This is a genomic window from Algoriphagus alkaliphilus (assembly GCF_900103735.1).
GTDB classification, from domain to species: Bacteria; Bacteroidota; Bacteroidia; order Cytophagales; family Cyclobacteriaceae; genus Algoriphagus; species Algoriphagus alkaliphilus.
The window spans coordinates 14,378-27,046 of record NZ_FMXE01000046.1; the positions used below are offsets into that span (position 1 = coordinate 14,378).

Annotated in this window: 10 protein-coding genes; 3 read left to right on the forward strand and 7 right to left on the reverse strand. The window is 42.8% G+C overall.

The window, feature by feature from the left end:
* Positions 1-8: 8 nt before the first annotated feature.
* From BLQ81_RS20460 to BLQ81_RS20490, 7 genes are all read right to left on the reverse strand, one after another.
* Positions 9-347, reverse strand: a complete 339-nt coding sequence (locus BLQ81_RS20460; protein WP_092734515.1) for a DUF59 domain-containing protein — start codon at positions 345-347, stop codon at positions 9-11.
* A gap of 2 nt (positions 348-349) precedes the next feature.
* Positions 350-781 carry a SufE family protein gene (locus tag BLQ81_RS20465; RefSeq protein ID WP_092734518.1) on the reverse strand — a complete coding sequence of 144 codons (432 nt, stop codon included), beginning with the start codon at positions 779-781 and terminating at the stop codon, positions 350-352.
* Positions 778-2,001, reverse strand: a complete 1,224-nt coding sequence (locus BLQ81_RS20470; RefSeq protein WP_092734521.1) for a cysteine desulfurase — start codon at positions 1,999-2,001, stop codon at positions 778-780. The genes BLQ81_RS20465 and BLQ81_RS20470 overlap by 4 nt, the downstream gene beginning before the upstream one ends.
* Before the next feature lie 3 nt (positions 2,002-2,004).
* The gene (gene sufD, locus BLQ81_RS20475) at positions 2,005-3,273 is read right to left on the reverse strand and encodes a Fe-S cluster assembly protein SufD (RefSeq protein WP_092734524.1); all 1,269 of its coding nucleotides are present in this window, start codon (positions 3,271-3,273) and stop codon (positions 2,005-2,007) included.
* A gap of 17 nt (positions 3,274-3,290) precedes the next feature.
* Positions 3,291-4,055 carry a Fe-S cluster assembly ATPase SufC gene (gene sufC / locus BLQ81_RS20480; RefSeq protein WP_092734527.1) on the reverse strand — a complete coding sequence of 255 codons (765 nt, stop codon included), beginning with the start codon at positions 4,053-4,055 and terminating at the stop codon, positions 3,291-3,293.
* A 48-nt stretch (positions 4,056-4,103) separates the two neighbouring features.
* Positions 4,104-5,549, reverse strand: coding sequence for a Fe-S cluster assembly protein SufB (sufB, locus tag BLQ81_RS20485; RefSeq protein WP_092734530.1), 1,446 nt, complete (start codon positions 5,547-5,549; stop codon positions 4,104-4,106).
* A gap of 239 nt (positions 5,550-5,788) precedes the next feature.
* Positions 5,789-6,262: an Lrp/AsnC ligand binding domain-containing protein gene (locus BLQ81_RS20490; protein WP_092734533.1), complete on the reverse strand. Its 474-nt coding sequence runs from the start codon at positions 6,260-6,262 to the stop codon at positions 5,789-5,791.
* Positions 6,263-6,643: 381 nt separating this feature from the next.
* Here BLQ81_RS20490 and BLQ81_RS20495 point away from each other — a divergent pair, with 381 nt between their 5' ends.
* The 3 genes from BLQ81_RS20495 to BLQ81_RS20505 all read left to right on the forward strand — a co-directional run bounded on the left by BLQ81_RS20495 (position 6,644) and on the right by BLQ81_RS20505 (position 11,998).
* Positions 6,644-7,171 carry a hypothetical protein gene (locus BLQ81_RS20495; RefSeq protein WP_092734536.1) on the forward strand — a complete coding sequence of 176 codons (528 nt, stop codon included), beginning with the start codon at positions 6,644-6,646 and terminating at the stop codon, positions 7,169-7,171.
* Between the two features lie 87 nt (positions 7,172-7,258).
* The gene (locus BLQ81_RS20500) at positions 7,259-9,178 is read left to right on the forward strand and encodes a M14 family metallopeptidase (protein ID WP_092734540.1); all 1,920 of its coding nucleotides are present in this window, start codon (positions 7,259-7,261) and stop codon (positions 9,176-9,178) included.
* A 9-nt stretch (positions 9,179-9,187) separates the two neighbouring features.
* The gene (locus tag BLQ81_RS20505) at positions 9,188-11,998 is read left to right on the forward strand and encodes an alpha/beta hydrolase family protein (protein WP_092734543.1); all 2,811 of its coding nucleotides are present in this window, start codon (positions 9,188-9,190) and stop codon (positions 11,996-11,998) included.
* Positions 11,999-12,669 lie beyond the last annotated feature (671 nt).

The following is a 12,669-nucleotide window of genomic DNA, read 5'->3' on the forward strand; positions in this document are numbered from 1 at the left end:
TTCAATTTTTAAAGAAATCCCAGCTCGAGTTTAGCTGCCTCGGACATCATGTCCTGAGAATATGGTGGATCAAAGGTAACTTCTACCTCTACATTATTCACTCCCTGAATCTGCTGAATTTTGTCCTTCACCTCTGAAGGAATAAATTCGGCTGAAGGACAATTTGGAGAAGTCAGCGTCATCTGAACGTAGACATTGTTGACCGGATATACGGTGATCTCATAGATCAAACCCAAGTCGTAGACATCCACGGGAATTTCCGGGTCATATACTTGCTTGATTGCCAGTACTACTTTGTCTCTCAGGTTAATTACCTGACCGTTTTCCGGATTGGTTTCAGTCTCCATTTTCAGGCGTTTTGCTTAGTTTGGAAAGCGAAGGCATACAGTTTCATTTGCTTGATCATCGCCGAAAGGCCGTTGGATCGTTGGCTACCAATGATACTTCCCATTCCTATTCGATTGATAAAGTTTAATTCCGCATTCAAAATCTCTTCAGGGCTTCGATTGTTTAAAACCCGAATCAAAAGTGAAATCAGACCTTTGGTAATGTCTGTATTGGAATCCGCTTGGTAGTGGACTTTTCCATCTACGTCGTCAGCGATAAGCCATACTTTGGATTGACATCCTTTGATGATGTTCTCTTCCTTTCGTTCGTTTTCAGGGAATTTCCCCAGACTCCCTCCAAGTTCCATGATATAAAATACAGTGGACTCTTTATCATCCCCAAGGATTTCAAACTCGGAAACAATCTCCTCCTGTATGTCTTTGATGCTGCTCATTTATTCTTGAATCGTGCGATTTGGGCAAGTCCTTCTGCCATCTTATCTACTTCGGATTTGGTATTGTAAACCGCAAAAGAAGCCCTCACAGTTCCTTCGATTCCAAATCTTTTCATCAGTGGCTGTGTGCAATGGTGGCCTGTTCGAACGGCTATTCCTTTGGCATCCAACATCTGCCCTACATCAAAAGAATGCATTCCATTGATATTGAAGGATAACACCGAGACTTTTTCTTCGGCAGTTCCCACCGGGATGAAGCCTCTGATAGGTTTCATGGTTTCATTAGCATGCGCCAAAAGGGCATCTTCATGTGCTTTTATAGCAGGCTTGCCGTATTGCTTAATAAAATCCAAGGCGGATTTGAAAGCAATGACATCCGCAATATTCGGTGTCCCAGCTTCAAATTTGAAAGGAATCTCATTGTAAGTGGTTTTTTCAAACGTCACTTCTTTGATCATTTCCCCTCCACCCAAAAAAGGTGGCATCGCTTCTAATATTTCGCGTTTTCCATAAAGTACTCCTAGTCCTGTTGGCCCGTAAAGTTTGTGTGCCGAAAAAGCCAAAAAATCGCAATCCAAATCCTGAACGTTGATTTCCAGATGTGAGGTCGATTGCGCTCCGTCCAAAAGCACTCTTGCGCCAACAGCATGTGCGGCATCTATTACTTTGCGGACAGGATTTATCGTCCCAAGTGCATTGGATGCATGGACGATACTGACCAGTTTGGTTTTGGGAGAAAGTAATTTTTCGAATTCCCCGAAGTGGATTTCCCCGGCATCATTGATGGGAATGATTTTTAAAACAGCTCCTTTTTCCTCGCAGAGCATCTGCCAAGGCACAATATTGGAATGATGCTCCATAGTGGAAATGACGATTTCGTCATCTTTCCCGATGAATTTTCTTCCGAAAGTTTGCGCTACCAGGTTGATGCTTTCTGTGGTGCCTTTGGTAAATATAATCTCGGCGGCTTCTTTGGCTCCAACGAATTCTCGGACAGCTTCCCGAGTTTCCTCATAATATTGGGTAGCGCGGTCTGCAAGTGCATGCGCACCTCTGTGAATATTGGAATTGTCGCGTCCGTAATAATTTGACAAGGCATCCAAAACCGACTGAGGCTTTTGTGTAGTTGCGGCATTGTCAAAATAAATCAAGGGCTTGCCGTGCACTTCTTGATGAAGTACAGGAAACAAGCCCCTGATTTGGTCTATATTTAAACTCATGGTTTAGAATTTACTCCCCAATCGCTCCTGAATGAGTGTATCGCAATATACTCTGAAGCTTTCCTCCTCAATTTTTTCCAATACTTCACCGGCAAATGCATAGAGCAATAAGCCTTTAGCCTGAGTTTTGTCGATTCCTCGCGCCTGAAGATAAAACAGCGCCTCCTCGTCCAGCTGACCTACGGTACAGCCGTGAGAGCACTTCACATCGTCTGCCCAAATCTCCAATTGAGGCTTAGTATTGATAATGGCATCTTCGGAAAGAAGGATATTGTTGTTTTGCTGAAATGCGTTGGTTTTTTGGGCGTCCTGTCTGACAAAGATTTTGCCATTGAAAACCCCACGGCTTTGATCAGCTAAAATACCTTTGTACAGTTCATTGGATTCTGCGTGAGGGATGGTATGATCCACGTTGGTATGATTGTCTACGTGGCTTTTTCCATTTAGCAGGTAAATGCCATACATGTTGCCTTCGGAATTGCTTCCAAGTAGATTTAGACTGAGGTTGTTTCTTACCAGATCACCTGAAAGTGAAATATTTACCGAAGTAAATCTTGCATCTTTCTGAACGTCAGTCTCAATATTGCTTACCTCGATCGCGGACTTACTTTCATTTTGAAGTCGGTAATACTTGAGATGCGTATTTACTCCGCCTTTCAGTTCTATTACTTTATTTACAAAGTAGGAGTTATCTCCCAGACTGATGCTTTGGTCAATGAACGTAACTTCTGCAAAATCTCCCGCTTCGATCCAAAATCTTGGTTGGATTACCTGACCTCCATTCGCTTGATTAAATGAAAGCAGGAGTATTGGTCTTTCAATCTGAGCCTTTTTAGGAACTGAGATGAACAATCCATCTTCGAAAGAGGCCTGATTTATTGCTGCGAATGCGTCTTTTTCAGGTTTTGCGATACTGCCAATAGCCAAATCATTTTTTTCCGAAATCAGCGAAACTTCTACTCCTTCGATTTTTGAAGAAAGTTGGGGCAGGAATTTACCATTCGAAAAAACCAACAGGTCGCCTTCATATCCAGCGAAAATGGAAGAATGCACCATTTCAGAAGTAACTTCAAAAGGTTGGGCAGGAGCGACATTGGAAATGTTTTGCTCCAGCTTTTTACCTATGTTGGAAAACTTGTATTCTTCGGCTTTGGCCACAGGAATTCCCTGAGAGAGATAACTTTCCTTAGCTAATGTTCTTGCTGCAGAGAAGTTATTGGGAGCCGTGTCTAGCAGGCCGATAAATGTATCTTGTTTGGTCAAGGTACTCATGATAGAGGGTTTATAAATCAGACAGTAGCTGCGGAATCAACTTCTTCTTTGATCCAATCGTAGCCTTTTTCTTCGAGTTCCAAAGCCAGGTCTTTTGTTCCGGACTTTACGATTCGTCCTTTGAATAGCACGTGGACGTAATCCGGCACGATATAATCCAACAAACGCTGATAGTGAGTTACCACGATCGTAGCATTTTTGTCGGATTTTAATTGATTTACTCCATTGGATACAATCCGCAAAGCGTCAATGTCAAGACCGGAATCGGTCTCATCCAAAATGGATAAAGTCGGATCCAACATAGCCATCTGGAAAATCTCGTTTCGCTTCTTTTCACCACCGGAAAAACCTTCGTTCAAAGATCTGCTGAGAAGCTTTTGGTCGATTTCGACGAGTTTCATTTTTTCCTTCATCAAGGTCAAAAACTTCACTGCATCCAAAGCTTCCAAGCCCCGATATTCTCGGACTTGGTTCACTGCGGTTCTCAGGAAATTAGTGGAAGATACCCCCGGGATCTCCACAGGATATTGAAAGGCCAAGAAGACACCCTCTCTAGCCCGTACTTCGGGAGCCAGATCCAATAGGTTTTTTCCTTTAAAAATTACCTCACCATCGGTTACTTCATATTCTTCACGTCCAGCAAGCACTGAGGCCAAAGTGGACTTTCCTGAGCCGTTGGGGCCCATGATTGCGTGTACTTCGCCTGCTTTTACTTCCAGATTGATTCCTCTCAGGATTTCTGTTCCTTCAATTGAGGCGTGTAGGTTTTTTATACTTAGCATGATTCTAATTTTTCAATTTTTCAATGTTCCAATTTTTCAATCGGAGAATTATCCTACCGATCCTTCCAATGTCAGTGCCAACAACTTCTGCGCTTCCACAGCAAACTCCATAGGAAGTTGGTTCAACACCTCTTTGGCGTAGCCATTCACAATCAGCGCTACAGCGTCTTCGGTAGCAATCCCTCTTTGGTTGCAATAGAAAATCTGATCTTCGCCAATTTTGGAAGTCGTGGCCTCGTGCTCCACTTTGGCACTCGCATTATTGATATCGATGTAAGGGAACGTATGTGCCCCACAGCGGTCACCCATTAATAAGGAGTCACACTGTGAAAAGTTCCGCGCATTGTCTGCACGCTTCATCACCTGTACTTGGCCTCGGTAAGAGTTTTGGGATTTGCCGGCAGAAATACCTTTGGAAACTATTCTGGACTTGGTGTTTTTGCCAATGTGAATCATTTTAGTCCCAGTATCGGCCTGCTGGTAGTTATTTGTGACTGCAACAGAATAGAATTCTCCAATGGAGTGGTCTCCTTTGAGGATGCAGGAAGGATACTTCCAAGTCACTGCAGATCCGGTCTCTACCTGTGTCCAAGAAATTTTCGCGTAGTCACCTGCGCAAATTCCTCGCTTAGTCACAAAGTTGTAGATGCCCCCTTTGCCATTCTTGTCACCCGGGAACCAGTTCTGAACGGTAGAATATTTTACCTCTGCATGCGCTCCGGCGTAGATTTCTACCACAGCTGCATGTAATTGATTTTCGTCTCGCTGAGGAGCGGTGCAACCTTCCAAATAGGAAACGTAGGACTCATCTTCAGCCACGATCAAGGTGCGTTCAAACTGTCCTGTGTTTGCGGCATTGATCCGGAAATAGGTAGAAAGTTCCATCGGACAACGAACGCCCTTAGGTATATAGCAGAATGAACCGTCAGAAAACACAGCTGAATTCAAGGCAGCATAATAGTTATCAGTCATGGGAACGACTGATCCTAAGTATTTTTTTACCAAATCAGGATGTTCTTTTACAGCTTCGCTGAAAGAACAGAACACAATTCCCAGTTTGGAAAGTGTACCTCTAAAGGTAGTAGCAACGGAAACAGAGTCAAGAACTGCATCCACTGCAATTCCCTCCAATCTCTTTTGCTCATTTAAAGAAATACCCAAACGCTCATAAATCGCAATCAATTCCGGGTCTATTTCATCCAGGTTTTTGGCTGACTTTTTTTGCTTTGGGGCAGAATAATATCGGAGTCCCTGTAGGTTGATTTTAGGATAATTGACATTAGCCCATTCTGGCTCGGTCATGGTCAACCAAATACGAAAAGCTTTCAATCTCCACTCCAAAAGCCATTTTGGTTCTTCTTTTTTAGCGGATATCCATTGAATAATACCTTCATTCAAACCTATTGGGGCTTCGTCGGCTTCGAAATTGACCGACCAGCCATGTTCATATTCTTTGGAAGTGAATTCTTCTAAAATTGAGTTGTCTTTGCTCATAAGCTGAGTTATTTAGACTAATTACATTTTAACTGCGAAGGTATAACATAATATTAAAATACAATGTTCGCCTCCATTCGAAAAATCTATGAGAGATAGGTGATTAATAGAAAAAGGGTGCTTGATCTCCTGAAATCGCAATAAATACTTTAAGAAAAAAATCCGGCCTAGACCGGATTTTGAGCAGAATTTTGTTTTTTCGAGTTAAAATTATTTATCTAGATTTAATCTAAATAGCGTTATTTCTCCTTGTTAAAAAACTGAATGGGGCGATTGATACTTTCCTCCAGCACAATCAATGTTTCGGTTCGGTCGATTCCTTCCACTTTTTGGATGCTATCAAGCACAAGCCGGAGATGATTGGTATCTCTGCAAATAATCTTAGCAAAAATGGAATAATTACCTGTGGTGTAGTAGCCGCTGACCACTTCGGGGATTTCTTTCAACTTTTCAATCACATTATCATACAGCGAGCTTTTTTCCAGGTAGATTCCCAAAAATGCTGAAATGTCATATCCTAGTTTGGAGAAATCAATATTCAGTGTGGCACTTTTTACTATTCCCATATCCTCCAACTTCTTCATTCTTACATGGACGGTGCCTGAGGATACAAATACCTTTTTAGCAATTTCCGTGTATGGAGTTTTTGCATCTTCGTTGAGCAACGAGATAATTTTCAGGTCTATGTTATCGATATCTAAAATTTTGTCCATTTTTTCGAAGAGGCTTTAGATGATTTATAATAAATGATGCTGTAAATTAGAGATTGTTCAAAATATTGCAAAATTATTTTTTCAATTTGTAATTAATGCAAGAATCTATTTACTTTGGGCTAATTAATTAAAGACAATTGAAAATTTGGTCAGTGATTAAAATATTTATATTTTAATCTATTAACATTTCAAAAACCGAATTTTTGATTTTAAAAATGAAAACTTTTAATCTCTAAAGTTATATTTGGGTTTATATTCTGAAAAGGGTCTTGCCAGTGGCAAGACTTTTTTGTTTCCTTTTTTAAAATTTAAAATACAAAAATTTGCATTTGAAACTTTTAAAAGTGCATATTTGGCTTTACTTTTGACGATATGCGAGATATGACACGATTTAGAAAATTAATTGCAGTGATTTTCTTAGGACTTGCCCTTACATTTCCATTAGAAAATGGTGATGCTGTAGCCCAGCAAAACCCAGAAGCTTCAAGTACTTCATTAGGGATTGTTCAATTTCAAAGGCTTAGTCTTTCCAAACTTTTAGCTGTTTCGGATTCAAAGGACTTCACAAAGCTCGAGGATTTAGAGCTATCTCCTCTTTCACTCGTGGAGGAAAGCATTGCAAGGGATCTGAATTCTCATTGGGCTTGGCCTGAATACACGCTTGAAATGATTGACAGTTATTCTCCCTTCCTTTTCAGAACTAAGAAAAGCCAAGATTTGGATGAGGTGACCATTTTGTTGGATGTGAATTCCAAAGGGAAAGTTTCAGGATATGAATTGGTGGGTGATGTGGATAAAGGACTTAAAGAGCGCTTGGATCACATGATTCGAAAGCTTCCTATTTGTAAGCCTGTACCGGGATATTCGAGCTATACCCCAGAAAGATTTGAGTTAACAATCAAAAAGTAGTCAGACCGGGTTTCCGGTCTTTTTTTTGAGCGGTTGGATAAGCTTTGGACGGCTTTACTATTTTTAGGGATCCAACTTTTGCGTTTTATGAAAAAAATCACTCTTCTAGCATTTGCTTCCATCGTGACTGGAGTAGCCGCTGCTCAGGTTAGGTCTTTCCAAGAGGAAAAGCTATTCCCTGAGAAAAACGAAAAATCAAAATTCTACACTGTTTCCGGAGAGCGCCACGGCCCATCTTTTTTCAAGAAGTTCGTATTCCCGGAAGTAGAATACAATCCCGGCGAAAAGCTCACTTTTGATAAATATCACACCGTTGATGTCATGTATGCGTGGTATCAAAAGTGGGCAGCCCAATATCCGGATATCGTTGACCTCTACGTCATCTCTGAATCCTATGAGGGACGTCCGATCTATCAGATGACCCTGACCAATAAAAAAACAGGAAAAGACACCGACAAACCGGCAGCCTATTTCGAAGGGGGAAGACATTCAGGAGAAATCACAGCCAGTGAATCTATTCTTTGGATGACGCAACACCTTTTGGAGAATTATGGCAAAGATCCGGAAATCACTGCTCTCATAGATACTAAGTCCATCTACCTCCGACCACAAAATAATCCTGATGGATCAAATCTCTATCTCTTCACAGAACAAAGAAATAGGAGTACCGTCCGTGCTTACGACAATGACAATGATGGATTGCTGGATGAAGACCCTGAAGAAGACTTGGACCGAGATGGCATTATTTACCAAATAAGAAAGAAGGCCATAACCCCTGAAGAAAAGGAAAAGGCCAACTTCATCATTGATCCGAAAGATCCGAAAGGGAGACTGATGAAACGGACTTTCCCCGGAAAAGGGGAATACTTGGTTTATACTGAAGGTATCGATAATGACGGAGACGGTAGCTTCAACGAAGATGGAGTAGGGGGCTTGGATCTCCATCGAAATTACCCCGAAAACTGGAGACCCAACTCTGGTGGTGACTTGACGGGTAGAGGGTACACACAAGGCGGGGCCGGCGAATATCCACTCAGTGAAACCGAAACCCGATCTACGGTGCTTTGGATGCTCAGTCATCCCAATATTTCTGTAGTCAACTCCATGGATACCCGAGTACCTATGCACTTGAGACCACCTTCCACATCCAAATCCGAGGAACGAATGTATCCTCAGGATTTGGCTATCTATATGGAAATGGATAAGCTTGGGCTTTCATTTACAGGATATCCTTGGGCGGGGGATGTGTATGAAACTTATTCAACCCGCTACAAAGTCAACTCCATGACAGGAGATCCACTTAAGCCTGAACCGCTTTTTGGGCATGGACCGGATTTTGGCTATTTCTACTATGGCAGCATCTGGTATGGAGATGAGCTTTGGAATAACGGAGCCATGAAAGATTACGACGGCGACGGAATCTATGATGATTACGATGGACTTATGTGGGATGATGAAGCCAATGGAAGTAAAGGATTTAAAGCCTGGACTCCTTTTACCCATCCGCAACTCGGAGAAGTGGAAATCGGTGGATTTCATCCTAAATTCTTTGGCCAAAACGGCCCGCCTTGGCAGCTGGAGGACTGGGCTAAAAAACAGGCGCTTTTCAACTTGGCCATGGCCAAGCGGCTTCCTCAGCTGACAATTTCTGATTTGAAAGTGAAGAAAATTGCTGCCGGTGAATTTGAGATCACCCTAGAATGGAGCAATACCGGTAAGCTTCCTGTGGCTTTGGAGCAAGCCAAACTGGTTAAAATTGTTCAGGAAGATCGTGTTTCGCTTGACTTCGAAAAGGAACTGACCAAAGGATACGAAGCCGCCAAAGTGAAGATCACTTCTCCAACATTGTATGATAAAACAATCTATTCCGGCTATACTGGAGTGGGGGAGAAAAAATCGGCAACCTTCAAAGTCAAAGTGGAAGGAACTGAAGCCGTTAAAGGGAAGATCAAACTTTCCTCTACCCGAGGAGGATTCCTCGAGCGTGAATTTACCCTAAACCAATAATTGATTACCATGAATAAGATTAACAGCTTTTTGCTGGCATTAATACTCGTTTTTGCTTCCCAAAATCTCTTTGCGCAGCAAAAAAGGTCTTTAACGCACGCTGATTACGACGGATGGGAGAGCCTTTCTTCGGAAAAAATCACCAAAAATGGCCAATACGTAGGCTATCAGATCAGCCCACAGGATGGCGATTCCCATTTGGAGATTTTCCCATACAAATCCCCATCAACCAAAGCCCTTATCCCCAGGGGATTGGGTTTTTCATTTACGGCTGACGATGCTTTTGCAGTGGGTAAAATTGCTCCGCAAAAAGATTCGGTAAAGGTCATGAAGCTTAAAAAGAAAAAGGCGGATGACATGCCCAAAGACAGCTTGTTTATCCTACAACTTGCATCAGGGAAACTTGAAAAACTGCCCCGGGTGAAGTCATTCGCGCTTCCTTCTGAGAAAGGAAGTTGGATTGCAGTTCACTTTGAAAAGGAATTGCCAACAAAGGCGGATCCTGCTGACTCAACCAAAAAGGCGGAAAAGCCTAAGAAAACAGATGGGACAAAACTTCTGGTGAGGTCTTTGGATGGAGCAAAGTCATGGGAATTTGAACGGGTGAAAAATTTCGGATTTGCTCAAAATGGCGATTTTCTGCATTACACATTAGCGGAGGAAGACACGCTGGATAATGCTGCAATTTATATTTTAAACCTCTCCACAGGGGAAAGCAAGCTGGTTCATGAGAAGATGACAACTTATTCCAATGTGTCATTTTCTCCACAATCCAAGCATTTGGCCTTTATCGCCACAGATGATTCCCTGAAGGCCAAAAAGCCGGTTCACGCTTTGCATCTTTACAGCGTTTCTGCGAGCTCTATTTCCAGCATCGAAAAATCTACGGCAGGTATTATGTCGGGAGGCAGAATCAGTCCGGATGGAAATATCCGTTTTTCGGAAGATGAAACTCGCCTGTTTTTTGGAGTGGCTAAGGACTATGTTGATTATGCTTATGCAAATGATACCACTATTCTGGATGAAGAGCGGGTGAGTTTGGATATCTGGGGCTGGCAGGATGCTGAGATTCAACCTATGCAACTGGTAAATCGAAACACAGCTGAAAAAAAGACCTATTTGTCAGTCCTGGAGATTGGTTCCGGAGAAGTGATCCAACTGGGATCAGAAATTTTGGAAAATGTATCCCTTGAAAATAAAATCACTAAGGACGTAGCCCTTGCTTCAACTGATTCACCTTATCGAAGGGCGTACAGTTGGGATATTCAGATTGGCAGAGATGTGTATTTGGTAGATTTTAAGACGGGGAATTCTACCTTGATCGCAGAGAATGCTTCAGGTTTTGCAAGACTATCTTCTGAGGCCAAGTATGCCTATTGGTATGATAGCAGGGATAGTTCCTGGGTAGCCTATGAATTGGCTTCCAAAGCAAAAATCAACTTGACCAAAGCACTTCCTGTTCCTTTCTTTGAGGAGTTACACGATTCCCCATCTTTGCCAGGTAACTATGGATCTGAAGGTTGGCTATCAGATGATTCAGCCATTTTAATCTATGATCGGTTTGATATTTGGAAAATAGATCCAAAAAATCCTGGTGCAGCGGTCAATTTAACACGAGGAGAAGGGAGAAAAAGTCAAATGGTCTTTCGCCGGGAGCGCTTAAGATTTGATGAAACATCCATCGATCCAAAGGAAGCTTTGATTCTTTCCGCCTTCAATGAAAACAATAAAAATTCAGGTTTCTTTACCACAACGTTTGACGGGAAAGTGGCTCCAAAGCAGCTTTTGATGTCCGCCCACCGGTATGCGGGTCTGACTAAGGCTAAGGAATCCGCTCAGATTCTGGTCCGAAGAAGTACTTATAAGGAAAATCCGGATGTTTACCTGACTGATCTTACTTTCAAAAACCTCACCAAAGCATCCAACCTGAACCCTCAGCAAGCAAATGTGAAATGGGGATCTGTGGAATTGATTTCCTATTTGGCCAATGATGGCACCCCGCTTCAGGGACTGCTGTTCAAGCCGGAAGGGTTTGATCCGACTAAGAAATACCCGATGATGGTTTATTTCTACGAAAGAAACAGCGATACCTTCCATAATTACCGTGCTCCTGCTCCAAGTCGGTCCACGATCAATATCCCGTATTTTGTCAGCAATGACTACCTGGTCTTTGTCCCCGATATCAAGTATGACCTTGGGCTTCCGGGACCGAGTGCCTACAACTGCATCATTCCGGGTGTCCAAGCTGTAATCGCCAAAGGTGGAGTGGACGTAGCCAATATGGCGATCCAAGGTCAAAGTTGGGGTGGGTATCAAGTAGCGCACTTGATCACTCGGACCAATTTGTTCAAAGCTGCCGGAGCTGGTGCGCCTGTGGTCAACATGACTTCTGCCTACGGCGGAATCCGATGGGGTACGGGTATGAGTCGCATGTTCCAGTATGAGCAAACTCAATCCAGAATTGGGGGAACGCTATGGGAAAAGCCGCTTTATTATCTGGAAAATTCGCCCCTATTCACGATGGATCGGGTAGAGACTCCGGTACTCATCATGCACAACGATGCAGATGGATCCGTGCCTTGGTATCAGGGGATCGAAATGTTTATGGCTTTGAAGCGATTGGATAAGCCAGCGTGGTTGCTTCAGTACAATGGAGAAGATCACAATTTGGTGCAGCGTAAAAATGCCAAAGACCTGTCAGTCCGACTGAGTCAGTTTTTCGATCATTACCTCAAAGGTGCTCCGGCACCGCTTTGGATGACCGAAGGTCTACCTGCCGTCGAAAAAGGAAAAACCCTCAAATACGAATTGAGTAATTAACTTAAAAAAGCCTCGAAATTTAAAGAATTCGGGGCTTTTTTATTTTTGATTATGTGTATCCGTAATCCTGCAAGTTCCCAATTAAAAACTGGGTTTGATGGTGAATTTGGGCAACTCCCCCTTTTTTAAAGGGGGCAAGGGGGATTTAAACCAAAATTTCTTTCGGATTCTACAGCTTAAGTGCAACATTCCGAATAGTCATAAGTGTGCCTTGAAGCGGAGGAATAAGTCCAACGCATGCTGTTGAAAAGATGGTGGAAGGCCCATCGTGAAAGCTGTCATCCAGACTTCACAAACCACTTTATGGTGCGTTTGACCGAAAGGCATTCGTATTGAGCGATAAAGAAAAAGCAGAGGTCATCTGTCAGGTGGGTAACGGGGAGCTGAACGAAAGTGAACCTCCATAGTAAAACATCGATATATTCATAGCTCATACTGAAACTGAGGGGGTATATGAGTCCTCAGGAATAAAGTTCGGCAGAAGTAAGCTGTTACCGGCCGGACAGTATGCGGTGTAAAGGAGGCAGGAACCCGTTACAGGCTTTTCAACGGAACAAGGGAACTCTTTCAGCAGTGCTAAGGGAAAGTACGAGCAGAGAACCTGTAAGGCGAATACCGAAATACTGAAAGGGGGCGGATTCCATAGGTGGTCAAAACCTATCTGGAACGTA

Coding starts and splice junctions, on each gene's coding strand:
- sufB (WP_092734530.1), bottom strand. CDS start 5,549: ATGAGCAAAGACAACTCAATTTTAGAAGAATTCACTTCCAAAGAATAT.
- sufD (WP_092734524.1), bottom strand. CDS start 3,273: ATGAGTACCTTGACCAAACAAGATACATTTATCGGCCTGCTAGACACG.
- BLQ81_RS20490 (WP_092734533.1), bottom strand. CDS start 6,262: ATGGACAAAATTTTAGATATCGATAACATAGACCTGAAAATTATCTCG.
- BLQ81_RS20505 (WP_092734543.1), top strand. CDS start 9,188: ATGAATAAGATTAACAGCTTTTTGCTGGCATTAATACTCGTTTTTGCT.
- BLQ81_RS20495 (WP_092734536.1), top strand. CDS start 6,644: ATGACACGATTTAGAAAATTAATTGCAGTGATTTTCTTAGGACTTGCC.
- BLQ81_RS20470 (WP_092734521.1), bottom strand. CDS start 2,001: ATGAGTTTAAATATAGACCAAATCAGGGGCTTGTTTCCTGTACTTCAT.
- BLQ81_RS20465 (WP_092734518.1), bottom strand. CDS start 781: ATGAGCAGCATCAAAGACATACAGGAGGAGATTGTTTCCGAGTTTGAA.
- sufC (WP_092734527.1), bottom strand. CDS start 4,055: ATGCTAAGTATAAAAAACCTACACGCCTCAATTGAAGGAACAGAAATC.
- BLQ81_RS20500 (WP_092734540.1), top strand. CDS start 7,259: ATGAAAAAAATCACTCTTCTAGCATTTGCTTCCATCGTGACTGGAGTA.
- BLQ81_RS20460 (WP_092734515.1), bottom strand. CDS start 347: ATGGAGACTGAAACCAATCCGGAAAACGGTCAGGTAATTAACCTGAGA.